General features: G+C 45.8%; 22 protein-coding genes. 11 read left to right on the top strand and 11 right to left on the bottom strand.

Features of this window, described 5'->3' with window-relative positions; all coding sequences use genetic code 11:
- Nucleotides 1–55: 55 nt before the first annotated feature.
- From D0C36_RS16355 to D0C36_RS16365, 3 genes are all read left to right on the top strand, one after another.
- Nucleotides 56–988 (top strand): 2-hydroxyacid dehydrogenase, encoded by a 933-nt coding sequence (locus D0C36_RS16355; RefSeq protein WP_117392669.1) that lies wholly within the window; start codon nt 56–58, stop codon nt 986–988.
- A 209-nt stretch (nt 989–1197) separates the two neighbouring features.
- Nucleotides 1198–1671, top strand: a complete 474-nt coding sequence (gene greA, locus D0C36_RS16360; protein WP_117392670.1) for a transcription elongation factor GreA — start codon at nt 1198–1200, stop codon at nt 1669–1671.
- Nucleotides 1672–1771: 100 nt separating this feature from the next.
- The gene (locus tag D0C36_RS16365; protein WP_117392671.1) at nt 1772–2185 is read left to right on the top strand and encodes an HIT family protein; all 414 of its coding nucleotides are present in this window, start codon (nt 1772–1774) and stop codon (nt 2183–2185) included.
- Between the two features lie 121 nt (nt 2186–2306).
- Here the strand turns inward: D0C36_RS16365 and D0C36_RS16370 are convergent, their stop codons facing one another.
- Together D0C36_RS16370 and D0C36_RS16375 are read right to left on the bottom strand one after the other, a co-directional pair.
- Nucleotides 2307–3242: a hydrogen peroxide-inducible genes activator gene (locus D0C36_RS16370; protein ID WP_117392672.1), complete on the bottom strand. Its 936-nt coding sequence runs from the start codon at nt 3240–3242 to the stop codon at nt 2307–2309.
- 260 nt (nt 3243–3502) lie between these two features.
- Nucleotides 3503–5038, bottom strand: a complete 1536-nt coding sequence (locus D0C36_RS16375; RefSeq protein ID WP_199502040.1) for a Do family serine endopeptidase — start codon at nt 5036–5038, stop codon at nt 3503–3505.
- 191 nt (nt 5039–5229) lie between these two features.
- Here D0C36_RS16375 and dapF point away from each other — a divergent pair, with 191 nt between their 5' ends.
- The 4 genes from dapF to D0C36_RS16395 all read left to right on the top strand — a co-directional run bounded on the left by dapF (nt 5230) and on the right by D0C36_RS16395 (nt 10479).
- Entirely contained in the window at nt 5230–6015 is a 786-nt protein-coding gene (gene dapF, locus D0C36_RS16380; RefSeq protein ID WP_117392674.1) for a diaminopimelate epimerase, read from the top strand.
- Nucleotides 6016–6040: 25 nt separating this feature from the next.
- The gene (locus D0C36_RS16385) at nt 6041–6613 is read left to right on the top strand and encodes a hypothetical protein (RefSeq protein WP_117392675.1); all 573 of its coding nucleotides are present in this window, start codon (nt 6041–6043) and stop codon (nt 6611–6613) included.
- A 75-nt stretch (nt 6614–6688) separates the two neighbouring features.
- Nucleotides 6689–7351 (top strand): NAD-dependent epimerase/dehydratase family protein, encoded by a 663-nt coding sequence (locus D0C36_RS16390; RefSeq protein ID WP_117392791.1) that lies wholly within the window; start codon nt 6689–6691, stop codon nt 7349–7351.
- A gap of 233 nt (nt 7352–7584) precedes the next feature.
- Nucleotides 7585–10479, top strand: a complete 2895-nt coding sequence (locus D0C36_RS16395; protein ID WP_117392676.1) for a DEAD/DEAH box helicase — start codon at nt 7585–7587, stop codon at nt 10477–10479.
- A 234-nt stretch (nt 10480–10713) separates the two neighbouring features.
- Here D0C36_RS16395 and D0C36_RS16400 read toward each other — a convergent pair whose 3' ends face one another.
- Nucleotides 10714–12246, bottom strand: coding sequence for a carboxylesterase/lipase family protein (locus D0C36_RS16400; protein ID WP_117392677.1), 1533 nt, complete (start codon nt 12244–12246; stop codon nt 10714–10716).
- Between the two features lie 87 nt (nt 12247–12333).
- Nucleotides 12334–14667, bottom strand: coding sequence for a glycoside hydrolase family 3 protein (locus tag D0C36_RS16405; protein ID WP_117392678.1), 2334 nt, complete (start codon nt 14665–14667; stop codon nt 12334–12336).
- 142 nt (nt 14668–14809) lie between these two features.
- Here D0C36_RS16405 and D0C36_RS16410 point away from each other — a divergent pair, with 142 nt between their 5' ends.
- Complete coding sequence (locus D0C36_RS16410; protein WP_117392679.1) at nt 14810–15382, top strand: biliverdin-producing heme oxygenase; 573 nt, start codon at nt 14810–14812, stop codon at nt 15380–15382.
- Here D0C36_RS16410 and D0C36_RS16415 read toward each other — a convergent pair.
- Nucleotides 15379–17598, bottom strand: coding sequence for an ATP-binding protein (locus D0C36_RS16415; protein ID WP_117392680.1), 2220 nt, complete (start codon nt 17596–17598; stop codon nt 15379–15381). The two genes, D0C36_RS16410 and D0C36_RS16415, sit on opposite strands and share 4 nt — an antisense overlap.
- Before the next feature lie 175 nt (nt 17599–17773).
- On the opposite strand from D0C36_RS16415, the gene D0C36_RS16420 reads away from it, so the two are divergent.
- Nucleotides 17774–18163, top strand: coding sequence for an iron chaperone (locus D0C36_RS16420; RefSeq protein ID WP_233524501.1), 390 nt, complete (start codon nt 17774–17776; stop codon nt 18161–18163).
- A gap of 1 nt (nt 18164) precedes the next feature.
- Here the strand turns inward: D0C36_RS16420 and D0C36_RS16425 are convergent, their stop codons facing one another.
- The 3 genes from D0C36_RS16425 to pdeM all read right to left on the bottom strand — a co-directional run bounded on the left by D0C36_RS16425 (nt 18165) and on the right by pdeM (nt 21378).
- Nucleotides 18165–20123: a beta-galactosidase trimerization domain-containing protein gene (locus D0C36_RS16425; protein WP_117392681.1), complete on the bottom strand. Its 1959-nt coding sequence runs from the start codon at nt 20121–20123 to the stop codon at nt 18165–18167.
- Nucleotides 20124–20193: 70 nt separating this feature from the next.
- Entirely contained in the window at nt 20194–20625 is a 432-nt protein-coding gene (locus tag D0C36_RS16430; RefSeq protein WP_117392682.1) for a CBS domain-containing protein, read from the bottom strand.
- An 87-nt stretch (nt 20626–20712) separates the two neighbouring features.
- A complete protein-coding gene (gene pdeM / locus D0C36_RS16435) occupies nt 20713–21378 on the bottom strand; it encodes a ligase-associated DNA damage response endonuclease PdeM (RefSeq protein WP_233524502.1) in 666 nt (221 codons plus the stop codon).
- A 206-nt stretch (nt 21379–21584) separates the two neighbouring features.
- Between pdeM and D0C36_RS16440 the strand changes: the two genes are divergently transcribed.
- Nucleotides 21585–21911: a nucleotide pyrophosphohydrolase gene (locus D0C36_RS16440; RefSeq protein WP_117392684.1), complete on the top strand. Its 327-nt coding sequence runs from the start codon at nt 21585–21587 to the stop codon at nt 21909–21911.
- Nucleotides 21912–22022: 111 nt separating this feature from the next.
- On the top strand, nt 22023–22940 hold the full coding sequence (locus D0C36_RS16445) for a DUF4349 domain-containing protein (protein WP_117392685.1): 918 nt from the start codon (nt 22023–22025) through the stop codon (nt 22938–22940).
- Here D0C36_RS16445 and D0C36_RS16450 read toward each other — a convergent pair.
- The 3 genes from D0C36_RS16450 to D0C36_RS16460 are packed head-to-tail and all read right to left on the bottom strand — an operon-like array spanning nt 22937 to nt 26063.
- Nucleotides 22937–23692, bottom strand: a complete 756-nt coding sequence (locus D0C36_RS16450; protein WP_117392686.1) for a 2-phosphosulfolactate phosphatase — start codon at nt 23690–23692, stop codon at nt 22937–22939. The two genes, D0C36_RS16445 and D0C36_RS16450, sit on opposite strands and share 4 nt — an antisense overlap.
- 43 nt (nt 23693–23735) lie before the next feature.
- Nucleotides 23736–24815: a glycine cleavage system aminomethyltransferase GcvT gene (gene gcvT / locus D0C36_RS16455; protein ID WP_117392687.1), complete on the bottom strand. Its 1080-nt coding sequence runs from the start codon at nt 24813–24815 to the stop codon at nt 23736–23738.
- A gap of 51 nt (nt 24816–24866) precedes the next feature.
- Nucleotides 24867–26063, bottom strand: coding sequence for a glycosyltransferase family 4 protein (locus D0C36_RS16460; protein ID WP_117392688.1), 1197 nt, complete (start codon nt 26061–26063; stop codon nt 24867–24869).
- Nucleotides 26064–26088: the final 25 nt, after the last annotated feature.

Raw genomic sequence — 26088 nt, forward strand, 5'->3', positions numbered from 1 at the left:
AGCGATATAGTAAGGGATGATCAACTTTTGTACTTTTACCGCACAACTTACAGCAATGAAAAATAACATCCTTATAGTTGACGATCTGCACCCCGCTTTTATGGAGCAGGCACAGGCGTTTGGCTACACTATAAATTACCAACCCGACATGAAACTGGATGCGGCCAAAGCCATCATTAATGATTACGACGGTTTGGTTATCCGTTCCAAGTTTCAGGTAGATAAGGAATTTTTAGACCTGGCCACCAACCTGCGTTTTATTTGCAGGGCAGGGGCGGGGATGGATAATATCGACGAGGATTATGCCGTAGCCAAAGGTGTCATCCTCATCAATGCGCCCGAGGGTAACCGTGATGCTGTTGGCGAACATGGCGTAGGTATGCTGCTATCGCTGATGAACAACCTTAACCGTAGCGACGCTGAGGTGCGCGATGGCAAATGGCTGCGCGAGGAAAACCGTGGTTACGAACTAAAGGGCCGCACTGTAGGCATTATTGGATATGGTAATATGGGCCAGGCCTTTGCACAACGCCTATCAGGCTTTGGAGTTGAGGTGATCGCCTTTGATAAATATAAAACCGGTTTTAGCGACAGGTATGCCCGCGAGGTAAGCATGGAGCAAATTGTTAAGCATGCCGATGTGCTGAGCCTGCATATCCCGCTTACACGCGAAACCAACGGGATGGTGGATGATGAGTACCTGTTCCACTTCAGGAAGCCGATATTTTTCCTGAACCTTGCCCGTGGCAAGGTGGTTAAAACGCAGGCGGTACTTAATGCCATAAAGCAAGGTAAGATATTAGGTGCCGGACTGGATGTGCTTGAGGTAGAGAAATTCCCGGCGTTAGGAGAGCAGCAATGGTTTGATGAATTGCGTGCCAGCGGCAAGGTGCTGCTAAGCCCGCACGTAGGCGGCTGGACATTTGAAAGCTATCGCAAAATAAGCGAAGTAATGGCGCAAAAGCTTGGCGAAATTGGCCTGGCTTAATAGCTGGCGGAGTAAAAAATCAGCTTAAAATATTTGGAGATTAAAATTTAAAAACGTTATCTTCGTTTTAATACCAAACAAGATCATGGAGACTGATGTCCCGTGGTCTTGTTTGTTTTTATGGCCGAACGCTCTTCTATCAAGAAAGTAGAGGGGCGGTTTTTTTTGGCCCAACGCGAACGAATTATAGAACTAATTATAAGTGTATTATGGCAGACGTATCATACTATACCAAAGAAGGTTTAGAGAACTTAAAAGAAGAATTACAGCAACTAAAAACTACAGGCCGTGCTAAAATAGCAAACGCTATAGCCGAGGCCCGCGATAAAGGCGACTTATCTGAGAACGCCGAGTACGATGCTGCAAAAGAAGCGCAAGGCTTGCACGAAACCAAGATTGCCAAGCTGGAAGAAACGCTATCAAACGCACGTTTGTTAGATGAATCTAAACTGGATATGTCAAAGGTTTTGGCACTATCTATTGTAAAGATCAAAAACGTTAAGAACGGCGCTACTATGAGCTACCAACTGGTATCAGAAAGCGAGGCCGACCTTAAAGCCGGTAAAATATCGGTAGCATCTCCTATTGCAAAAGGTTTGTTAGGTAAATCTGTTGGTGATAAAACCGAGATACAGGTGCCTGCCGGTAAAATGGAATTTGAGATACTGGAAATTAGCCGTTAGTATTTAATGAGTGATTGAGCGAAGGATAGAAGGAGCGAATGTTTTTTTCTTATTCGCTCAATCACTCATTCCATCCTTCAAACATTAAACATCCCTACCCATGTCTACCATCTTTTCAAAAATAGTTGCAGGCGAAATCCCCGCCCATAAGGTTGCAGAGACCACCGAATTTCTGGCGTTTTTAGATATCAGTCCGCTGGCTGAAGGTCACGTTTTGGTGATCCCAAAAAAGGAAGTGGATTATATTTTTGATATTGATGACGAGACCTTTCTTGGCCTGCAGATGTTCGCCAAAATTGTAGCTAAGGGTATCAAGAATGCTATCCCTTGCAAAAAAGTAGGTGTAGCAGTCATCGGCCTCGAGGTGCCGCACGCGCATATCCACCTCATCCCGATGAATCGTGTAGACGATATGAATTTTGCCCGCCCTAAGCTTTCACCAACGCAAGAGGAATTAGAAGCCACGGCTAAGAAAATTTCTGAGGCTTTGAAAGAGGTGACGCAAAGGGATTAACAAAACAAGCCCAATCACAGCAACGTCATGCCGAATTTATTTCGGCATCCCACGGGTAAGATCTGCGTGATGAGAACCTGAAATAAATTCAGGATGACGTAAGGAGATATGGCCATAGTGATTATATCTCCACAATCTCTTTCTTTTTCTTTGTGCGAAGTCTTTTCGGCACAAACTCCAGTATTTCATTCTTTAAAGCTTCTATCATGCGGCGCTTTAAATAGTTGCGGTGCATTACTATGCTAACCTCACGCGCAGGCTCGGGGCTTTTAAAGTAACGTACACGGTCGCGCTGTTTGTCGGTCATTTCGGCAAGGGCAAGCTCGGGCAGGATGGTGGCGCCGTTGTTCATGTCTACCATGCGTTTCAAAGTTTCCACACTGCCGGTATTGTACTCAAAATGCTGGAAGCCTTTGGTGGCTTTGCGCCGCTGGCAAATGTTCAATACCTGCTCGCGCATGCAATGGCCCTCGTTCAGCACCCAAATCTCTTCCATATCTATGTCATCAGGGGTGATGACTTTCTTTTTAGATAACTTGCTGCTTTTTGCAGCGTAAGCCACAAAGTTCTCGTAAAATACGGGTATCTCGGTGAGGCTGCTTTCGTTTAAAGGCGTTGATAATAAGCCGCAATCAATAGTGCCCAGCTTTAGTTGCTGGATGATCTGCTCGGTAGTTTGTTCCCAAACAATGAGTTTTACCTGGGGATATTTCTCAATAAAACTATTGAGTATTTTGGGCAGGATGTATGGCGATATAGTTGGGATGATACCTACCCTCAATTCTCCTGATAATTCTTTCTGCCTGTCTGTGACTATTTCTTTTATCTTTTCACTTTCTGCTATCAGCACACGGGCCTGCGCTATGATTTCTTCGCCTATCTCGGTAGGCACAACAGGCTGCTTGCTGCGGTCAAATATCTTTACACCCAGCGTGTCTTCCAGCTTTTGTATCTGCATGCTCAAAGTTGGCTGCGTAACAAAACATTTATTGGCAGCAGCAACAAAACTGCGGTAAGTATCAACGGCTACAATGTATTCGAGTTGGGTAATGGTCATATCAACAGGTTCTATACAAATATAAAATTGTGATTGATTTTTTCTATGGGTATAAGAATAATTATAATGTCATTTCGAACGATAGTGAGAAATCCTGTTATTGATGCTAAGTTCGGCGCTTGTTTTGTCTAACAGGATTTCTCGTCGCCCACACGCAAAGCCCACCCTTCTGCTCGCTCGCAATGACGCGTGGGGGTATTATCAAAACAAAAAAGCCCCCGACATGTCGGGGGCTTTTTTGTTGATTATTTTGGATTATGTTACTGCACTTCAAACATATTGTTGAAACTGCCACCATCAGGATAGTAACCACTGATCACCAGTCGGCCATTCTTAAGGTTCGTTATAGCTTTATCAATATCTTCAACGCTGTTTACAGGCTGCCTGTTGATTGAGGTGATGATAGAGCCTGTTGGGATCTCGGTATCATCAAACAAACCACCACGACGCACTTGTGTAACCACAACACCACCGTTAACGCGGTATTTAGATTTTTGCTGTGCATTTAACGGTTGGAAACTTGCACCCAGTTTGTTGAACAGTTCCGAAGCTGATTTTGAGTTAGCAGCAGTTTTGTTAGCCGGAGCATCAGCCTTAAGCGTTACCGAGAAGTTTTTCTCAGCACCGTTACGCAAAACGGTCAGGTTAATTTTATCACCAGGCTGTAAACGTGCAACACGCTCTTGCAGGTCTGATGATTCGTAAACGGTATTGCCTTCAACTTTAGTGATAATATCACCTTGTTTAATACCGGCTTGCTCGGCACCACCACCTGCAACCAGGCTGTTTACGTACAGGCCATTGGTTTTGTCGCTGTTAACTTGTTTAGCAGCATCCGGGTCGCTCAGGTCGGCAAAACCGATACCTACATAACCACGTTTAACCGAACCATATTTCTTAATATCATTCAATACCTTTTTAGCCAGGTTAATAGGGATGGCAAAACCATAGCCCTCATAAGAACCGGTGTGCGATGCGATAGCAGCGTTGATACCGATCAATTCTCCCGCAGTATTCACTAATGCGCCACCACTGTTACCAGGGTTAATAGCTGCATCAGTTTGAATGAACGACTCGATACCTTTTTTCAAAGTAGGCGTCTCTTGCTGGCGTACAGGGTAAGGGCTATCCTCATCATCCTCACGACCGATGATACCAATGCTGCGACCTTTTGCGCTCACAATGCCCGCCGTAACAGTAGAGTTCAGTTTAAAAGGGTTACCCACGGCCAATACCCACTCGCCAACTTTTACGGCATCAGAGTTACCTAATTTAACGATAGGCAGGTTAGTAGCGTTAACCTTAATTAAGGCAAGGTCGGTATTAGGGTCGGTACCTATCACTTTGGCCTCAAAGCTGCGGTGGTCATTGGTCACGATCTGGATCTTTTCGGCTTTAGCTACAACGTGGTTGTTGGTAACAATGTAACCATCCGGGGAGATGATCACACCAGAGCCCGATGCCATCTGCGGGCCTTGCGGGCGCATACGGCCACCAAACATCTGCCCAAACATTTGCTCAAACGGATCGCCACTGCCACCATCAGATGACTTGCTTGCGTATGTGGTACGGATATAAACAACGGCAGGCGTTGCTTCGGCAGCTGCCTGGGTAAAATCAGCCGTACCGGCAGATGATACCAAATTGCTTTTCTCAGGATTGCTGGCAAAATAAACTTTCTGCTTATCCTCAATGCTCAAATTCTGGTCGTACTTGTTCTCGGCAAACTTATACGCTCCCAAAGCGAGCGCGCCGCCTGCAAAGGCGGTCAGTAATGTTAAACCAAACTTTCTCATATTATTTCTCACTTTCTTAAATACTATAGTTTAATAACCTTAGAGGTTCAAATTTAATACCATATAGACGCAATTTACAACAATAAGGTATGTGTAATAATGTTAAATATTGTTAAAATGAGATAAACTCTCTGCTATATTTGTTACTCGTTACTTTTTTAAATTTAACATCTACTGCTTAAAGTAAAATTGTGGAAATAAACTTTTATAAATACCAGGGTGCCGGCAACGATTTTGTGCTGATAGATAATCGTGAAAATGCTATCAATTCGCTTGATAAAGAACAGGTTGCATTGCTGTGCGACCGCCGTTTTGGTATAGGTGGCGATGGCCTCATGTTGTTGGAGAACGAGCAGGGGTATGATTTTAAAATGGTGTACTACAATGCCGATGGTGCCGAGGGCAGCATGTGCGGAAATGGTGGCCGTTGCATCGTTGCCTTTGCGAAGCGTTTGGGTGTGATAAACGATACGACAAAATTTCTGGCTACAGACGGTGTTCACCATGCCAAAATTTCAGAAAATGGCGAATGGGTGAGCCTGCAAATGATAGACGTTGAGGAGATAAATAAAGACGGCGATGCTTTTGTGCTGAATACCGGTTCCCCGCATTACGTAAAAACAGCGGTTGATCTGGCGGTTAAAGATGTGTATAACGAAGGCCGTGCTATCCGCAACAACGCAACCTATAAGCAACAAGGCATCAACGTAAACTTTGTTGAGAAAGAAGGGGAAGGTTACTTTGTACGCACCTTTGAACGCGGTGTTGAGAACGAGACCTATGCCTGCGGTACAGGTGTTACGGCAGTCGCATTGGCTATGGCCAAAAAGAACGGTGAATTTGGTACCATCAGCACCCCGATCAGGGTTTTAGGCGGCGATCTAAATATCCGCTTCGATCACGACGGCGAAAAGTTTAGCAACATCTTTCTGGAAGGCCCGGCTAAGCTGGTTTTCGAGGGAGAGATAGTTTTATAAATGACATTTTACAGGCATAAGAAAAATGAAATTGATTAAGGTGGTGTTAGCGTGCTTTGTTATGTTCTCTGCATTTAACACCAATGCTCAAAGCACTAAACCAGTGTTCAGATCGTTAACGCACGTTTTATATCAGGTTGAGAGCGGGAAAATTATTATTAAGCAATTATTTGATATTGATAGCGTGGGTAATACGCGTTTACAGTGTGTTTGGCCAAGAGGCATTTCAGATACAACTTATCTGTTAGCTGATGAAAAAGTGGCACTGCTTAATTCAATTTTTAATGATAGCAAACCGTTAGAAGATTTTGTAGCAAGGCGGCGGTTAAAAGCCGGTGAACATTTTCCCGGACCTTATGAGTATGTTAAATATGTTATGCCGAATGGAAAAACAGGAGAGCTTACTTTTGCTGCGCCGTTAATGGCAGATAATTTTAATCGGGCACTTGATCTCTTTATTTTCGCGGGGAAGTCTTTCCGGGATGGTGATGTTATTGAAAATGCTGAGCTGATACGCCAGGCAGAACTTTCACAAAAAAAGATAACCTACCTTCCTAAAATAGAACCACCACCGACAGTAAAGGACCTTAGGTTTTAACAACGGGCGAAAATCTGAAAATTCTTTAAAAGATAAAAGTCTGCTGCTCGTCTTCACAGGTATATGCCAGATACAATGAAGTTGAGTATAATACTGACCGGTGCCACGGGGCTGGTTGGTGAAGGAGTTTTGTTAGAGTGCCTTGCCCATCCTGCAGTTGAAAAAGTTTTGATGGTTAACCGCAAACATTTCGATCTACAGCATCCTAAGCTGCGGGAATTAATAGTTCCCGATTTTATGGATCTTCACGAAGTGGAAGATATCCTGAAAGGTTACAACACCTGCCTCTTTTGCGCCGGTATCAGTTCCAACGGACTGAACGAGCAGCAATACAGCCATATCACTTACGATATCACAATGAACTTTGCTGAAGCCCTGCTGAGCGAAAATCCTGATATGGTTTTCAATTTTGTATCAGGCGCACATACCGATAGCACCGAAAAAGGCCGTATGATGTGGGCCCGTGTAAAAGGCAAAACCGAAAATGCATTGCTGAAGCTTCCCTTCAAAAGCGTATACACCTTCCGCCCCGGTTTTATGAAACCCACCGAGGGGCAGAGGAATGTTAAAGGTTATTACAAGATTATCTCATCACTGTACCCGATACTAAAGGTGTTATTCCCAAGCGCTGTGCTTACCATGAAAGATGTTGGCAAGGCCATGATCAATGCTGCTATACGCGGGTATTACAAGCATGTTTTAGAGGTAAAAGATATCAAGACGCTGGCAGCGTTGTAAAATCTGATTACCCCACGCGTCATTGCGAGGAACGAAGCAATCTCTTTGCTATACAGAGCCGTTCTGTAAGTAGGGGATTGCCACGTCGCTGTCGCTTCTCGCAATGACGTGGTGGGGCTCATCCACCCATGTTAATAAATTTTTAAGCAAAAATTTTTGAGTGCAGATTTTTTAATTTACGTTTGAATTTTTTCTTGTCGTAGCTTCCATTAATTTTTTACCTGAGAAACTTAATGCTACGCGTAGACAGCACCAAGCCCTGCCAAATTATCTATTCCATCGCCCGTCACGATTACCTTTCGTACGTGATTGAGCCGCATGTGGTACAGCTAAACCCCAACGGCGAGTTCTCGTTTACGCATCAACGCCTTTTCTCAAACACAGCCGAAGAATTTTCATCATGCATTGATGATGCCGACCGTAAACTCATCAAAATTTTAGAGGATATGGAGCAGGGTAACATCATTAAGCGGTTCTACAAAAAGCCTATCCGCCCGTTCGAGTTTTTTGGGAAGATCTTTAACGACCAGCTTTTTGATACCATCCGCCCTAAAATAGAGAAGAAGATAGTTGAGGCTTTGGGGATGTTGGGCGACAAAGAGATCTATTTGATGAGCAAGGAAGGCTATCCCGCTGGCCGCAAACTGCACATTGCCGATGAGGCAGCTTCGGTGTTGTTCCATTTCCGCAGGAGCGAAGAAGAGATCCGTTATTTTCCTACCATCAAGTACCAGGGCATGCGCATCGAGTTCATGTTTAAGGATGCCGAGATCATCTGTAACCACCCTGCCTGGATGCTCCTGGATGATACGCTATATTATTTTGATAAGGATATCGAGGGAAAAAAACTCCAACCTTTCCTGAACAAGCGCTATATCTCTATTCCAAAATCATCAGAGCATTCGTACTTCGAAAAATTTGTTGCCCCGCTGATAGAGAAGCATAACGTGTATGCAGAAGGTTTTACTATCAATACAGAGAAGTATGATGCCATTGCCTGCGTAAAACCTATTTACGTGGAAGGCGGCACCTCACAACTGCAATTGTACTTTAAGTATGCCGGTTATGTTTTCCCTTACGGGGATGGCAGGCATATCTCCGTACGTATGGAGAAAACCGGCGACGATTACCTTTTCCACCGCATTAAACGCTCGGTAACATGGGAGAAAGGGAAGTTGCAACTGCTGGAAAACATGGGGCTGCAAACCACCTCATCGTTGTTCCAAAACCTGGAAGTAGCTGCCCATGATGAAGATGCCGACCGCTCGTTTCCCATTTTTGAGTGGCTTAACCACCACCATGATGAGTTGATAGAGAAAGGATTTGAAATTGAACAACCCGATGGGCAGAAACGCTACGTTTTTGGCAGTACCAAAATAGAACTTGAGGTAAGCGAAAATAACGACTGGTTCGATATCAACGCAGTGGTGTCCTTCGGGCCGTACCGCATCCCGTTCATTCAACTGAAGAACCACATCCTCAACCATAAAAAAGAATTTATATTGCCAAGCGGCGAAATTGCCGTGATACCGGAGAGCTGGTTTGCTCAATTCGGCAACCTGCTGCACTTTAGCGAGGGTGGCGAAGAAATAAAACTGCGCCGCCATCACTTAGGTTTGGTGAACGATATATCGGGCGGCGAAATGGCCGAAGTAGCCATGAACCGTAAGCTGCAAAAGCTCACCGATTTTGAAGAGACCGAAGACGTGCCGATGCCGGTGAACTTTGCAGGCAGCCTGCGCCCTTACCAAAAGGCGGGTTACAACTGGTTCCATTTCTTAAAAGATTTCCACTTTGGCGGATGCCTTGCCGATGACATGGGTTTGGGTAAAACTATCCAGACCTTATCGTTGCTGCAAAAACATAAAGAAGATGCTGAGAATGCGGGCGGTAAAAGTACCTCGCTGATCATCATGCCTACTTCGCTGATCTATAACTGGCTGAATGAAGCACGCAAATTTGCCCCGCAATTGCGCATTATGGTGCACACGGGCGCCTTCCGCTATAAATCGGCAGAGGTGTTTGCCAATTATGACCTGGTGATCACTACCTACGGTATCAGCCGGATAGATATTGAAATGTTTAAAGCATACTTTTTTGAGTATGTGATACTGGATGAAAGTCAGAACATCAAGAACGCTTCGTCAAAATCGTTCCAGGCCGTAAGGCAGCTCAAATCGCGCTTTAAACTGATACTGAGCGGCACACCGGTAGAGAACTCGGTGAATGACCTTTGGACACAGATGTCGTTCATTAACCCTGGTCTGTTAGGCTCACAACAGTTCTTCCAGAACGAGTTTGTTACGCCGATAGAAAAGAAGAAGGACGAAGAGAAAGCCCGCAAGCTACAAGCCATCATCAAACCCTTTGTGTTGCGCCGCACCAAGGAGCAAGTGGCTACCGAGTTACCGCCAAAAACCGAGAACCTGTTCTATTGCCAGATGAGCGAGGAGCAGGCCAGCGTGTACGATAAGGTGAAATCTGAATACCGTAATGAGTTACTGCGCAGCCTGGAAGATGGCACTTTTGCTAAAACGCAGATCCAGGTTTTACAGGGCCTGATCAAACTTCGCCAGATAGCCAATCACCCGTCAATGATCGATTCTGATTACGAGGGCGACAGCGGCAAATTTGAGAACGTAGTGCACACCCTCGCCAATGTTTTGGATGGCGGGCATAAGGTTTTGATCTTCTCGCAGTTTGTAAAGCAGTTGGCCATTTACCGCGAATATTTTGAACGCGAGGGTATCCCGTACGCCTACCTTGATGGCGGTACACAAAACCGCGGTGATGTAGTACAGAAATTTCAGCAGGATAAGAAAACGCAGATCTTCCTGATCTCGATAAAAGCGGGAGGTGTAGGTCTCAACCTTACCGAAGCCGACTACGTGTTCATCCTCGATCCATGGTGGAACCCGGCGGTAGAGCAACAAGCCATTGACCGTACGCACCGCATCGGCCAAACCAAAAACGTGTTCATCTATAAATTTATCACCAAAGATACTGTAGAAGAAAAGATCCTGGCCCTGCAGCAACGCAAACTAAGCGTAGCCCGCTCGCTCATCACTACCGAAGAAAGTTTCATTAAGTCGCTTTCGGCAGATGATATAAAGGAGATTTTGGGGTAGTAACCCAATTTCAAATAATTGTCATTTCGAACGATAGTGAGAAATCTTCTGCTCGGGATACTTTCGGCGTAGAAGATTTCTCCTCGCTGTCGCTCGTTCGAAATGACAAATCGGACTAAGAATGTATGTCATTGCGAGGAGCGACAGCGACGAGGCAATCTCATAGACAGATTCGATATGCTTGCCCTATGAGATTGCCACGCTATCGCTCGCAATGACATTTATGATTAGTGTTTATTTCTTCTCCTTAGCTTTCTTTACCAAAAAATCCAGCGCTGCAGCATCAGCCAATGGTTTGGCAGCAGGTTGCTCACCCAGATACATGGTTTGCCCGCCTTTTGCAGAGTACGCAGGCCACTTAGCCAGGCCCGCGCCATTCGGATCACCGGTTTTTACAAAGTTTACCCAGTAAGATGATGCCTCATCAGCCAGTTTGTTATCAATGGCTTCAAAAGGGCGGTTCACAAACTTGAGGTTGTTGAATATGTACGGCACTTCGGCGGTATGAAAAGCGCCGTATTTTACAAATTCGGGTGTGGCAGGCATGCGGCGGGTAAAGCGGTACAGGTAAACCTTTCTGCCTTTTGCAGCCTGGATATTGGCCCAGGTATAATTTTGTATCCCGAAGGTCATATCGCGCGAGAGGTTGATCTGCGAGCGCTCTGCTTCAGCGTCAGTATTGCCGGGGAATAGTTTCAGGAAATCGTCCGCATCAGTGCCGTATTGTTTTTGTGCATCGGCGCGATAGGCCTCAGCATTTTTCAGCTGACCGATAAAGGCATCGTCCTCATTCCAGCCGGTAAGCAGGTTTACCGGGTTCTCTTTACCAGCGGCGAAGATGGCCGCGATGCTTTGCGGCAATACATAGCCGTCTACAATCGGCCTGCCGCCGAACTGTTTTAGCAGCTCATCGGTACTCAGTTTACGCAGGTCGGTCAGTGTTTTTGCACCCAGTTTCTCTGCCGTTTCCACGCCTGCTTTCTCGGCTTGTGCCAGTGTAGTGCCGCCAAACGGGCCGGCTATAAAATTAGCCCCGCTCTCGGCAATGGCATTCCTGAACAAACCTTTAGCCAGCGGCGATGCCACCAAACTATTCACATTCATTGATCCTGCCGATTGCCCTGTAATAGTCACTTTTGTAGGGTCGCCGCCAAAGGCTGCAATATTTTTTTGTACCCATTTCAATGCGGCTATCAGATCCATCAAACCATAATTACCCGATGCATGATTGGGCGATTCTTTGGTTAATTCAGGATGAGCAAAGAAACCTAAAATGCCAACGCGGTAAGGGATACTTACCACAATAACGCCTTTTTTTGCCAGTGCTTCGCCATCATAAATGGGGGCATTAGTGCCGCCACTTACAAAGCCGCCGCCATAGATCCATACAAAAACAGGGCGTTTTTCGGTAGCTGCTTTTGCGCCTGTCCACACGTTAAGGTACAAGCAATCCTCGCTCAGCGGTTCATCTTTTATCAGGAACTCGCGGGTATAAACGCCAAACTCGTTAGGCTTGCTTTGTATGCCGCTTTTCGCAAAATCGATGCAGGCTTTTACACCGTCCCAGGGTTTTACAGGCTGCGGGGCTTTCCATCGTAAATCACCTACAGGCGGGGCAGCAAAGGGGATACCTTTGTAAATGCGGATGCTTTTATCTTCGCCCACCGTGCCCGATATTTTACCGGCACCGGTTTGTATAATAGCTGATTGTGCAGCTGCATTAAGGGCCGGCAGCAGGGCTGTGAGCAGGACGAACAGGCGTTTCATGTATTTTAATTTAGGTTTGTAATGAAGAAACTAAGGCGCAAAGTTTTAATAATGTGACTTTGCGCCTTAGCGAAAATGTAGCTTAAGTTACGGTTTTGCCACAGCTTTAGTGTACTTAGCTGTGCGGGCGTCTTTTATAACACCTTTCCAGTTTAAGCCGTAGCCAAAATCATAAACATGGCCTTCGGCATCTTTGTAGCACTTCATATCCAGTGGTACATCTTCAAACTGCGCCTCAACGGTAAGCATATCCAATGGCATTTGCATTGGCAACAGCGCCGATGGCTCTGCTTTACCTGTTAAGATATCCAGGCTTGCCTGTCCCTGTACACCAAAATCGGCAATAATAGCTGCGGCGTTTTTCTCAAACTCGCCAAATACCATTGGGTTGTTAAGGTTTACCGATACGATGACCGGTTTGCCTTTCATCTTGGCATAAGTATCATTCACCATAGCCAGGTCGGTAACGTTGGTTGATACATCAGATTTGCCTTTGTAGCTGCGGTTGGTGGTTTTTTCCAATGGGTCGCCGCCGGCAAGGCTGGTTGCACGGGCAGTTTCTGCAGTGTATTTGCTGTATTGTAATGATACCGGCAAATAACCATTGCCGCCGTTTTTAACATCTTCCTCATCATAACCACCATGTCCTATCGGGCTGGCAATAAATACCAGTGCGTAGTCAGCCTCATCAGGGTTATCCGTTACTTTAAAGTACTTTTTAACGATATCCATATTTACCGGATACTCCAGTTTTTCGGGATAAGGCATCCCCAGGAAGTTTTTGCCCGCAGGCGTAAATTTCTTAGGCACGTAAACGGTTTTGCCACTTTGCAAAGGCAATACGCCGCCTTTGTTTTTCAGCATCACGATAGATTTTAGCTGCGCCTGGTAACCGGCATCCATAAACTCGGGTTTGCCTACGGTTTGTTTGGTTTGCTCAGGATCTAAGTAAGGGTTCTCGAACAATCCGGTACGGAAGCTGCCGCGAAGCAAACGCACGGCAGATTGCTCAAAGCGTTCGCGCATCCATTTTTCTCCGTGCTCTTTAACGCCCATTTTGTAGGCATCCAATACTGGTGCCATATCGTTGTTACCGCCAAACTGGTCAACACCGGCCATTAATATTTTGTAGTGGCGTTCGGCAAGGGTGGCTTTTTCCATCCCCCATGATTTGCCAGAGAGGAAGCTGTTGATCACTGTTTCGTCGCCGGTAACCAGCCAATCGGTACATACCACGCCATCGTAATGATACTTGTTGCGTAACAGATCGGTGATGATGTATTTGTTGTAGTTGTTGGCCACGTTCTCGTGGTTTTTGGTATCCTGGTTAAAGCTGATGGTGTAATAAGGCATCACAGCAGCAGCCATTTTGGTTTTGCCATCAAGTTTAAACGCACCCTCGGTAAAAGGGATCATGTGCTGCGCAAAGTTTTTACCCGGATACACGGCATATTTACCGAAACCGTAATGCGCATCGCGGCCACCCTCGCCAGCACCGCCGCCCGGCCAGTGTTTTACCATGGCGTTTACGCTGTTAAAGCCCCAGCCATCTTTAATTTCTTTATCGCCTGTTGAGGTTTGGAAACCATCAATGTAAGCACGTGCCATATCAGCAGCCAGCCAAGGGTTTTCACCAAAGGTACCGCTAACGCGGTTCCAGCGCGGGTCGCTGGCCATATCAACTTGTGGCGAAAGTGCTGTGGCAATACCCAGCGCACGATACTCCTGCGCAGCTATATGCCCAAAGTTTTGCGTAACCGCCGGGTCAAAAGTAGCTGCTAAGCCCAAAGAGCCGGGCCACATAGAGATAGCCCCGCCCGCACCGCCATTATACTCGGCTGTAGCAATGGTGCCATTGCGCGGATCGGAACTGTTATTGGCAGGTATACCGAAACCAACGCCTTCTACATAAGCCTGTACGTTGTTGCTCCATTTGGCAGCAACCTCGGGGCTTTGTACCGAGGTTACCAGCACGTGGCGCACGTTATCATCCTTCAAAAACTTACGTTGCTGGTCTGAAAGATCGTACGGGTTAGCGCCGCTTTCATTGAAAGGTTTGCCATTGTTATAGGTACCTGCAAAAGGCCCCATGGGGATGGAAGGGATCATCTGGTGGCGGCTATAGAGCATTAAACCGGCAATTTGCTCAACGCTTAGTTTACTGGCCAGGTCTTTTGCACGCTCATCAACCGGTAAGCGCCAGTCTTCATATTTATCAAGCTTGCCGTTTTTGTTGAGGTCTTTAAATGCGAGACCATCAACGGTGAGTATTTTTACGCCCGAAGTGGTGGAATAACCAAGCCTTTGGCCTTTTGGGTTTGATACGATAGCTATATCGCCATGTGTAACTTGCGACCATTGGTTTTGCGCAGAAGCCATGGCAGGCAGCAATGCGAGCAGCAGCAGGTAATTTTTTCTCATAAAAAATAGCAGCTTAAGGTAAGCGGTATGGGTTTTATTGGTTATCAGACCGTTGTATTGTGTCTGTTGTACACAATGCTAAATATTATATTTGATACTTGCAAGTATTGATTAATTTTACCCGCTACCAAATTTGAAAAACATGCTATCAGAAAAACTGAAAGAAGAAACCAAGCAAAATCACCAGATATTAGAGAAAGCCCTTGTAGGTAATTTAAAAGCTATCCGCAACCAGGGCGAATACGTAGAGTTGCTAAAGTTGTTCTACGGCTATTTCGGCGGACTGGAAGAAAGCATCGCCCAAAGCATCGACCCCAACCTGTTGCCTGATAATGCAGAGCGCAGAAAGATAGAATATATAGCTAACGATATTGAAGCTTTAGGCGGCGATGTTCCTGCGAAAGCAGAAGGTGCCGATCTGCCACGTATCCAAAGCCATTTGGAAGCCTTAGGTGCTTTGTACGTGATAGAAGGATCAACCCTTGGCGGCAAGATCATCAGTAAAATGATGCAGCAGCAATTGGGGCTTAGCGGCGATGGGCTCAGCTTCTTCTCGGGCTACGGCGACCGCACCGAACAGATGTGGAATACCTTTAAAGATGTGCTGAACGCGCAGGCAGAAAACCCAGAACAAGAAGCCGCGGTAATAGCAGCAGCCAACCAAACTTTCTTAAAATTTGGCGACTGGTTTGCAAAGCATCAGCAAACTGCTTAGTCGGCAGTGTTTTTGTTAAAGGCGATATAGAACGTACTACCCTGGCCAAGTTCGCTATCCACCCAGATCTTTCCGCGGTGTTTTTCGATAATGCGCTTCACAATGGCCAAGCCAACCCCAGTGCCTTCGATATCGCCAACATTATCCATGCGATTGAATAGTTCAAAAATGCGTGGCAGTTGTTTGATATCTATACCTAAGCCGTTATCGGTAATGGAGTAAACCACTTCGCGGTCGTTCTCGGTAGCATCTATAATTACTTTTTGCGGACTGGTTTTCTTGGAGTACTTGATAGCATTACTTATCACATTGGCAAATACCTGCGATACCATCACCGGGTCGCCGCTGATGGCAGGGGTGTTTTTGATAGTTACAACAGACGGCTCAACCTCATATACCAACAATAATTCACGTACATGGTCCTCAATCAAAGTTTTGGTATCAATCTCGGTTGATACCAACTCAGAACGGCCAATACGCGAGTAATCCAATACCTCGGCAATCATGTTGTTCATTTTATCGGCGCCGGCATTGATACGCTCTAAGGCACGTATAGCCTGCGGCGTAAGGTTCTTATCACGAAGCAAAATTTGCGCATAGCTTTTAACAGCCGTCAACGGATTCTTCAGATCGTGCGAGATGGTGTAGCTGAAGGTATCCAACTCTTCGTAGGCTTGTTTCAGTTTCTCGTTCAATAATCGGATGGCACCGGCTTTTTGATTAAGTGCATAAGCTATCTCGCTACGCAGGCGAATAACAGACTTTACTTCCTCATTACTCCACGATGCTGATGTGGCTGTGATGGTTTCAGACCATTCCTCGAACGAGTTACGTGGCGATATAATGCGGTTGCCGTTGGCATCCGTCTCAATATTTTTCTCCGGGTTACCGGCCCACTTCACCGTCTTTAATTGCTCAGGCTTAAACCAAAGCACATATTCATCCAGCTCGCGCGATAGGGTGGATACCATCAAACCCGATGCAATATCCTTATATTTTGCAGCTGCCGGATAAATTGCCGAAAGCTTGCCGGTATAATAAAGCGAATCGATAATATTGGCCTTTACCCAGGTAACCAGCTCTTTCAGCTGTTCATCATCGGGCGTGTTGCCTAATTTGATCACATTGTTCTCCAGCATCAAAACTGCGCCGCCTGCGTCTACCACATCAAGCAGTGAGGTATCATGGGCCGTTAACGCGAACTCGATGCCGTTATCTTTCAGCATCAGGCGGCTTAGCTGGTCAACGGCGTTTTTAAATTTATCAGATACCTGCTGGTTCTCCTCATCCTGCCTAAACTCTAATGCAGATGACAGGATCTGCCCGATGAGTTTTGCCGACTCGCGTGAGCGGAAATCAATAAACCTTGGCGTGTAATTGTGGCAGGCTATTAAACCCCAAAGCTCCTGTTTGTACATCAACGAGATGCTGAAGCTTGATGCCACTTCCATGTTTTTCAGATACTGGATATGGATGGGCGATACCGCACGCAACTGCGAGTTGGTGAGATCTAAATTGCTGCCTGCATTATCTGCCGCGGTGATGATAGCGCTTGGCTGCGTATATACATCGGCAATTAAGCGGGTAAAGTTCTTTTTATAAAGCTCTCGGGCCTGTTTGGGTATGTCTGATGCGGGGTAGTGCAGGCCTAACCATGGCTCAAGCTCATCGTTTTTTGCTTCGGCAACCACTTCGCCGTGGCCGTCCTCGGCAAAGCGGTACACCATTACACGATCATACCCTATAACGCTTTTCACTTGTGCTGCACTGTTATTTAACAGGTTCTGCAGGTTTTTATCCGCCAGCATCTCGGAGATAGAGCGGCCTATGGTGCGCTGTATATCGGTACTGCTGTCAGAGCGTGCAGGTTCAAACTCAAGCAGGTAGTTATCGTCAGAATCGGAAATGATGAGGTGATAAGCCTGGCCATGTATATCGGTATTAAAAGGGTTGGTTTGCTCAAACCCATTTGTTTTACCGAAGGATAGTAATTGATTAATGAAATTAAATGGCTCGTTATTGCCAATTAACGGCTCGATGGTGCCAATATGCTGCCCCAATAAAACATCGGGCACATCTTTTAAATACGTCTTTACATTTTCACTGTGATAAGTGATCTCGCCTTTACGATTGATAGCGATAAGGAAGCCATGAGACTGGATACTGCCGGGGATGTGGATGGGTTCGCGGTCGCAGTTGGTTAGATCAATATTCAAAAGGTAGTTTATTAAAGGGTAAAATTTTAAACAAATATGAAAAAATAATCATGGCAAACAAGGCCATTGATTTTTTAATTTAAACTGCAAGGTTGTTAAGCGTTTTTGGACGGTTTTTGTTTGAGTTATTTTGTGATGATAAACCAATATATTTGATATTAAAGACATTATAAAGATGATGCAGAAACCGGAATCGGCCGATCAATATATCAGTAGTTTTCCTGCTGATATTCAATCTTTGCTTAACCAAATGCGCCAAACCATCAAGCAAGCCGCGCCTGCCACGCAGGAGGTGATAAGTTACGGCATGCCTGCTTATAAACTGCACAGCGTGCTGGTATATTTTGCCGCGCAAAGCAAGCACATTGGTTTTTATCCCGGTGCGCAGGCCATAGTGGTTTTTGCCGATGAACTGAAAAATTACAAAACATCAAAAGGTGCTATTCAGCTACCGTTGGATAAACCCCTGCCGCTTGATCTGGTAGCCCGCATAACCCAATACCGCATTGGTGAAGATAAGGAGATATTTGAAGCGCGGCAGGCAAAAAAGAAGGCTAAGAAATAAGCTATACCCACCTGATCACCATGGTTTCCTCTGCTTCAATACTCACATGATTGCCCCCAGCCTTACCGCCGCAATTGGCAAATATCACCATGGGTTGCAGGTTAGGTTTTTGGGTGGTTAACGACAGCTCACAGCGCTCGTCAGATTTGTTGATGATGATGGTAATGTATTCGCCATTGGCCGATAAGACTTTCATCATTAACCCCGGTTGCGGCTGGCTGAACCTGAATGGAACGTGTAGCGAATCATAGTTCAGCGCCTGTTGCAGAAACTCATTTAGCTGAGCGTAATCATCAAAAAGGCGGCTGCCTAAACCGGCCATCGTCGGTATCCACCAGGCAGTTCCTTTGCCATAATGGTTTACGGTAGCGTGCACTTCTTCGTTATTCAGCGCTATGGCTTTTGCAGTTGTTGGCTTCAGGATGCCTGTCCACTGAAATGCGGGTAATATGATATCTGATACTGTGGTTTCCTGCATGCCATCAATGGCTTTATATTCTAAAACGTCGGCACCCAAAACATCACGCAGCGGGAACCCGAGGCGCATGGTGCCAACGGCATTTTCATCGTAGCAAGCGGTTAATCCGTCGCTTATCAATTTGCCGCCTTTCTCAACAAATGCGGTTAATAACGGCCAGTATTTGGATGGGATGGAGATCTGGTGCGCCAATATTATAGCTACACCATCATAGCTTTCTCTGCCGAAATCAAACTCGCTTATCTCCTTAAAGTTGGCTTGTACACCTACCTCATTTAGCGCCTCGAAATAGGCAATGGCCGATTTCATTACGCCCCCTTCATCCCGTCCTTCATAACTCTTGCCACCCATTTGCAGGGTTTTCTCTATCCATAAAGATTCGCGGGTGTACAGGATATTGATACCCGACTCTGCTTCTTTTGCATCGTTAAAAAAAGTATGATTGCTATTGATGGTGTCGATCACTTCCCGCGCGGCAATGAACCTGTCTGATGGTTCACTATGATAATTGAGCATGGCCCATTCGCCCGCCTCAATACCTGATGAGCGCGGATTAAGGCACCAGAAAATGGCGCCACGGCTTTCGGCACCTATGGCCGTCCAAAGCCATTGGGCTATCTCGTATTTAGTAGGGCAAAGCGACAGGAAGCCGCTGTAGGTATTGTTGCCGCCCTGTAGTTCGGTCATAAACCAGGGTATTTCGCCTGCACCTGAGCGAATGATCTCGCAATTGGCGTTTACGGCCAAAGCATATTTTTGCCTTGGGAAATAATCAAAGTGCCAGCTGGCATGCGCCGAACCACCCAGGCTGGTCAGGAAGTTTCTCCACGCAGGGAAATCATACTCGGCTACATTCTTAAATATAGCGTGGTTATTTACGTGGATGATACTGCCGGGATGGTGCTTGTGTATCTCATCAGTAAGCCACTGCAGGAACCAGGTATTGTACCAAAGGTGGAAACGCTCGTCGGCAAAATCAAAACGATCATAACCGCCGCTGGTGTATTCGCTTTGCTTTTGAGCATCGCGCCACTCTTTGTACTTATCGGTAGCAAATTGTTCCTGAGGGAAAGAACCCACGCCCGGCTCGTTAACCGGTACCCAACCATAGCACGAAGGGAACTGTTTAAAGTGACCGACCACATTCTCTATATATTGAGAGATGGATTTGAGGTGATCTGCATCTTTCGGGAATTTCAGTCCGCCCAGATCAGTAAAAGCCGTACGCGGAAACAGGTTGCCATAAATTTTTATTCCGTATTTGTCTGCCGCTTTGTAGGCCGTATCAAACAAAGTATAGTCCCAGGTGCCACCGGCTTGGTGCATATAGGTTTCAAACAGGCGGATGCGTGTTACCAGCATGCCGGCCTCGCTCAAACGGCGAAACCAAAGGTCTATTTCTTCGGCAGTTTGGCCGGGCTCAATAAAAACTTCGGCACCAAATAGTATGGGTGTGGCTTCTTGTTTGGTTGTATAGCTCATTACGTATCAGCAAGCTGTTGCCCGCTAATAAATAACCTGCCATACCGCTAATGGTTTGCTAAAGCTGCCCTTAGGTGTGTATGTAGCTGTGCAGCTGCTCTATGGTTTCTTTTTGCGAGTGGATGGTCTCGTACACCACATCGTTAATAGAAATGATACCGCAAAGGCGCTGTTCGCGGTCAAAAACCGGCAGGTAGCGGATGTTGCGTTCGCTCATGATCAGCATACAATCATCAATTGACGACTCGGGCGTAATGTGCGGAAAGCCGTTGCTCATGATCTCGCCGGCGGTGGTATCATCAGAGTGTTTACCCATTAATATGATCTTACGGGCGTAATCGCGTTCGGTAACCAGGCCGGCATATTCGCCGTTCTCGTTCACTACTACCGAACCGATATTTTTATCGGCCATCAGCTTTAAAACGTCTAATACAGTGGTTGTGGCAGGTACGGCAATAACATTGCTCCCCTTGCGGGCAAGGATGTGCTTTACGTTTTTCATATTAACTCAGGTTTTGTTGGGAACCTCAAGTTAGAAAATAACTAATAGAAAAACAAGTAGTTAAGATGAATTAATAACGAATTAAAATTAGCCGATTGGGATAACCTTATCTTTTAATACGCCAAATATCCTGTCGGTTTTATGGCTTAGGATAGCCACCTTGCCGGTGAATTTGCCGAATGAAGGCAGTATGGCCTGATTTTTCCCGAAGGCAAAACAAGGCAGCGTAACACTTTGCCTGCCACGACCAACCAGGCTAACACCCGGATGGATATGTCCGCAAAGTACATAGCCGTTGTCCGCTTTTTTGGTGGCGTCAGGCAGTGGGTGGTGCAACATCAGGAAAGGGCCTATCGCCAGCTCTTTATGCAGGATGACACCCAGATCAGTATAATGTCTATCGCTGATGATATCGTGGTTACCTTTTATCAGGATGATCTCCACCTTAGGGAACTGACTGCGCCAGAGTACAAACCAATCCCAGTCGTTATTCATATCGCTGTGGAAAAGGTCGCCGAGGAAATAGATCTTTTCGGGCTGATACTCATAGATCAAATCTGAAAGTACCGCCAGATCATCCTGCTCCATATTGCGGGGAATAGCAATACCCGCCTTGCGAAAATGCCCAACCTTGCCAAAATGTACATCAGCCGCGATCAGCGCCTTCTCCTGTTTCCAGTAAATAGCTTTCTGTGGCAGCAATAAAAGATCCTGATCTAAAAATTGAAAAGGGGTACCCGCACTCATCGTCATAATCGGGGGCAAAGATAAGGGTTTTGGAAATTAGTGAATGGAGAGTGGTTTTACCTTGCATTTATTTTACTCACCCCGCGGCACTTCGTGCGCGACCCTCTCTGCTTCGCAAAGAGGGTAAGAAATAAGTGTCCCCTCTCTACAAAGTAGAGAGGGGGGACGAGCGTAGCGATGTCGGGGTGAGTCAATTTTTGTAATATTGCTTGATGGAAATTAAGCAGGCACAGCATCTTGTAGATAACTGGATCAAAACAACAGGGGTACGTTATTTTAACGAGTTGACCAACACGGCCATTTTAATGGAAGAGGTTGGCGAGGTGGCACGTATTATGGCCCGGCAGTATGGCGAGCAATCGTTCAAGAAATCGGATACGGAAGTTAACCTTGCTGATGAGATGGCCGATGTGCTTTTTGTGCTGATATGCCTGGCTAACCAAACCGGCATTGATCTGACGGATGCGCTGGAGAAGAATTTGGAGAAGAAAAGTATCCGCGATGCAGACAGGCACAAAAGCAATGAGAAGTTAAAGTAAAGTATTCGGAATATAAATTCGATAAAAATATATAAACAAAATATAATTCTGTTTTATTTGTTTTTTCGGAATTTTATAATGTAAATTTGATTCAGCCAATCAATTTATATTATGAAAAAATATTTTATCCTTTCATTGCTGGCACTGGTGGTGCTGGCATGTAACCAAAAGCAACCTGAGAGAGTAACAACTGCTGAAGTAGTTTTACCCGCGCCGCCTGCAGAGCAAAAAGCAAAAATGTCAGCGCAGTTTGCGCCTCCTGTTGTTAAAGCTGATGCTGAAGTATCAGAATATAATGCTGTGGAAGAACCGCCGGAGTTTATTGGCGGTGATGATAAGACAACAGTAGTTGTGACCAATAAAAAGATTATCAAAGAAGGGAACATTAGTTTTGAAACTGCCGATGTTGCCCAAACCCGTAAGCTGATTATGGCCAGCCTGAAAAACCTGGGTGGCTATGCCGAAAACGACAGCGAGACGGTTAACGGCGATGAAAACCGCAAGGAGTATGTGCTGGATATCCGCATCCCCGCTGCCAATTTTGATACTTTCTTAAATAGCGTATCCGGCACGGCAACTAAGATAGATCAAAAGAATATCCGCGTACGCGATGTAACCACCGAGTACATTGATACCAAAGCACGGTTGAACAATAAACTCGAGTTAGAGAAACGCTACCTTAACCTGCTAAACCGTGCCGGCAAAATGCGCGACCTGCTGGATATCGAAGCCAAACTTACCGAGATCCGCAGTGATATAGAATCTACTCAATCGCAGCTCAATTACATGAGCAAACAGGTGCAGTTTAGTTCGCTTAACATCACGTTTTATACCACCCAGCCCAAACAGGTTAATGCCGGTAACGGGTTTGGTTATAAACTGAAGATGGCGTTAAGCAATGGCTTTGATGGCCTGCAATCTTTATTTTTTGGACTGATAGCGGTTTGGCCATTTGTTATTGCAGGAGCTGTTGTCTGGTTTATTGTAAAACGCTGGCGTAAAAGCCGCAGAGCCGAAGCCGATGCTTAAACCAGTTTCACCAGTCGCTCACCTTCCAATACAGGGATGGCGGTGGTAAGATCAACCTGAAGACAAAACTCGATATCTTTTTCAATACCCAGCTTTTTTAAACGCTCTCCATGCGATGTTTTGCTGAGGTACTGGCTGATATCGTTTTTGCCCAACTGGAAAAGATCGTTTGCTGCAATAGCAGGATCATCCAAAGTAAATCCTTCTGTTTTTAGTTGCTCAATAACGGCACCGGCAAAAAGGGTATCCTCAAGGTTAAAGTTGTTTTTCCAGCCGGCACAAACCAACAGGATATTCTCGTGCTGGGTTTTAAGCCAGTTGCAAAGAGCAGTTAAATTCAAGAACGAGCCAATAACCACACGTTTAGCACTGCGCGATAAATGCAGGGCATGTGTGCCGTTGGTAGTGGTCAATACCACGGTTTTGCCGGCCACTTTTTCGGCAGTGTAAGAAAATGGCGAGTTGCCAAAATCGAAACCGTCCACCACTTCGCCATTGCGCTCCGCCGCCAAAAGATAGTCCATGCCTTTCTCGCGATAAGCGGCGCATTCCTCAACCTCGGCAACGGGAATGATAGCTTCGGCACCATTCTCAATACCATAAGAGATAGATGAAGTAGCACGGAAAATATCGATCACCACCACTATATAATCCGAAACGTTATATAACGGAATAAGAGCAGGAGTGAGGCAAACGTCAAGCGAAGCCCCCCAGCCCCCTGAAGGGGGAGTAGGAGTATTTTGATTAGTCATGCTATTAATTCTATTCCCCCTTCAGGGGGTTAGGGGGCCTCGTTTATTTATAAAACGGCGGTTTAACCACCTTGGCTTTTACTTTGTTATCGCGGATGCTGATATAGATCTCGGTACCTTCTTTGGCGAAAGCGGTTTCTACGTAGCCCAAACCAATTGCTTTTTGTAACGATGGCGATTGGGTGCCCGATGTTACTTTACCTATGTTGTTGCCATCGGCATCAACAATAGCATAATCATGGCGGGGAATACCGCGGTCTATCATTTCAAAACCGATAAGCTTGCGGCCAACACCGGCTTGTTTTTGTTGCTGCAAAGCTTCTGAGTTGGTAAACTCTTTAGTGAATTTGGTTACCCAGCCCAGGCCTGCCTCTAAAGGCGACGTAGTATCATCAATATCGTTACCGTAAAGGCAGAAACCCATCTCTAAACGCAAGGTATCGCGCGCTGCCAAACCGATAGGTTTTATACCGAACGGTTCGCCTGCTTTAAATACCTCATTCCAGATATGGTCGGCATGTTCGTTATCAAAATAAAGCTCAAAACCACCCGCACCGGTATAACCTGTTGCCGAAACTACCACGTTATCAATGCCGGCAAATTTACCTTTGGTAAAGGTGTAGTACTCCATCGAGCCTAAGTCGATATCAGTAAGGCTTTGCAGGGCATCAGCAGCTTTTGGGCCTTGTACAGCCAGCAGCGAAGTGCGGTCTGAGATATCTTTCATCTCTACACCGTTGGTGTTGAATTTAGAGATCCAGTTCCAGTCTTTTTCAATGTTTGATGCGTTAACTACCAGCATGTAGGTTTTCTCATCAATGCGATAAACCAACAGGTCGTCAACAATACCACCATCCTCGTTAGGCAGGCAAGAGTATTGCACTTTACCATCGTACAATTTGGCAGCATCGTTACTGGTAACGCGTTGTATCAGATCAAGCGCGTTCTCGCCTTTCAGGATAAATTCGCCCATGTGGCTTACGTCAAAAACACCAACGCCTTTGCGCACGGTATCATGTTCAACATTTACGCCTGCATATTGCACGGGCATATTATAACCTGCAAAGGGTACCATTTTAGCACCTAATTGTATATGTACGGGAGATAACGCTGTATTCTTCATCAACAAAATTACTTTGGGGCAAAAATAGGAAAAATAGCAGCAGGGGCGGGGCTATTTCAAAACAGTTTCGTAAAAATCAACCAATTTTGGGGTGATGATATTTACATCGTGCTGCTCCTCTACCAGTTTACGTGCGTTTTCGCCTATATGGCGGCAATGGTACTCGTCAGAAAGGCATTTAATAAGGGCCTCGTGAAACTCATCTACATTGTTGGCAATGATGATATTTTGGCCATCGGCAATGTTGATACCCTCGGCGCCTAACGAGGTAGAGATAATGCATTTCTGCATAGCCATCCCCTCAACAATTTTCACGCGCATGCCCCCACCCGAGAGCAGCGGTACTATCATAATGCCTTTACTATTCACAAACTCCAGCGCGTCATCCACCTCGCCATGTATAAACACCTTTCCTAATACCTCATACTCGTCATACTCTTCGGGGATGTTATGGCCGGCTACATATAATTTGCCTTTCAGGTCGCCGTCGGTAATTTCCTTGTGGAAATTGTCCATAAACCACTCCACGCCCTCGCGATTGGGCAGCCAGTCTAACGATCCCAAAAAGAACAAACTGGAGAAATCAGTCTTGTTAAAGTTTGGTTTGTAAAGCGACAGATCAACCCCAATAGGCAGCACCGTAATGGGCGTACGCGCACCGAAGGACACGAGCGATTGTTTATCCTGCCCCGTAAAGGCCACAATGCCATCAAAAGAGTTAAGCAAACTCAGCTCGTAATTTTTGATACGCTTGGCCAATAACTTCAGGTACCACTTTTTAAATGGATCGCTTTTTTGCTGCGCGAGTTTTTCCCAAACCTGATGCTCGATGTTATGCGCCCTGAAGATGATCTTAGCTTTTGAGTTTTTGCGGATGATGTTTAGGTAAGGTGCAACAAAAATGCCTTCTAACTGGATAATATCATACTCGTTATCCACCAAATTCCTGAATAGCAATTTCTCGAAACCGGCGTTATAATACTTCTCAATATTATAAGAGTTATTGGTGAACAGGTTGCTCACGGCCTCAACCATGGTTACCCGTGTATCAATATCGTATTCGGTATAGCTTATTTTATCAAGCAGGGCATCGCGCTCGTATTGGGTGGAGTGTTTTTTAACATTGAGCGAGAGCAGCGTAACCTCATGACCAAGCCCAACCAGTCCCTTTATGGTATTGCCTACCACAATTGGGTATCCGCCATTCTGCGGAAATGGTGCGCGGTGTGTTAAAATGAGTATTCTCAAAACAGGAGGTCAGATGGTTTGCTGT

It is taken from the genome of Mucilaginibacter conchicola (assembly GCF_003432115.1).
GTDB lineage: Bacteria > Bacteroidota > Bacteroidia > Sphingobacteriales > Sphingobacteriaceae > Mucilaginibacter > Mucilaginibacter conchicola.

Coding starts and splice junctions, on each gene's coding strand:
- D0C36_RS16355 (WP_117392669.1), top strand. CDS start 56: ATGAAAAATAACATCCTTATAGTTGACGATCTGCACCCCGCTTTTATG.
- greA (WP_117392670.1), top strand. CDS start 1,198: ATGGCAGACGTATCATACTATACCAAAGAAGGTTTAGAGAACTTAAAA.
- D0C36_RS16365 (WP_117392671.1), top strand. CDS start 1,772: ATGTCTACCATCTTTTCAAAAATAGTTGCAGGCGAAATCCCCGCCCAT.
- D0C36_RS16370 (WP_117392672.1), bottom strand. CDS start 3,242: ATGACCATTACCCAACTCGAATACATTGTAGCCGTTGATACTTACCGC.
- D0C36_RS16375 (WP_199502040.1), bottom strand. CDS start 5,038: ATGAGAAAGTTTGGTTTAACATTACTGACCGCCTTTGCAGGCGGCGCG.
- D0C36_RS16385 (WP_117392675.1), top strand. CDS start 6,041: ATGAAATTGATTAAGGTGGTGTTAGCGTGCTTTGTTATGTTCTCTGCA.
- D0C36_RS16390 (WP_117392791.1), top strand. CDS start 6,689: ATGAAGTTGAGTATAATACTGACCGGTGCCACGGGGCTGGTTGGTGAA.
- D0C36_RS16395 (WP_117392676.1), top strand. CDS start 7,585: ATGCTACGCGTAGACAGCACCAAGCCCTGCCAAATTATCTATTCCATC.
- D0C36_RS16400 (WP_117392677.1), bottom strand. CDS start 12,246: ATGAAACGCCTGTTCGTCCTGCTCACAGCCCTGCTGCCGGCCCTTAAT.
- D0C36_RS16405 (WP_117392678.1), bottom strand. CDS start 14,667: ATGAGAAAAAATTACCTGCTGCTGCTCGCATTGCTGCCTGCCATGGCT.
- D0C36_RS16410 (WP_117392679.1), top strand. CDS start 14,810: ATGCTATCAGAAAAACTGAAAGAAGAAACCAAGCAAAATCACCAGATA.
- D0C36_RS16420 (WP_233524501.1), top strand. CDS start 17,774: ATGATGCAGAAACCGGAATCGGCCGATCAATATATCAGTAGTTTTCCT.
- D0C36_RS16425 (WP_117392681.1), bottom strand. CDS start 20,123: ATGAGCTATACAACCAAACAAGAAGCCACACCCATACTATTTGGTGCC.
- D0C36_RS16430 (WP_117392682.1), bottom strand. CDS start 20,625: ATGAAAAACGTAAAGCACATCCTTGCCCGCAAGGGGAGCAATGTTATT.
- pdeM (WP_233524502.1), bottom strand. CDS start 21,378: ATGACGATGAGTGCGGGTACCCCTTTTCAATTTTTAGATCAGGATCTT.
- D0C36_RS16440 (WP_117392684.1), top strand. CDS start 21,585: ATGGAAATTAAGCAGGCACAGCATCTTGTAGATAACTGGATCAAAACA.
- D0C36_RS16445 (WP_117392685.1), top strand. CDS start 22,023: ATGAAAAAATATTTTATCCTTTCATTGCTGGCACTGGTGGTGCTGGCA.
- D0C36_RS16450 (WP_117392686.1), bottom strand. CDS start 23,692: ATGACTAATCAAAATACTCCTACTCCCCCTTCAGGGGGCTGGGGGGCT.
- gcvT (WP_117392687.1), bottom strand. CDS start 24,815: ATGAAGAATACAGCGTTATCTCCCGTACATATACAATTAGGTGCTAAA.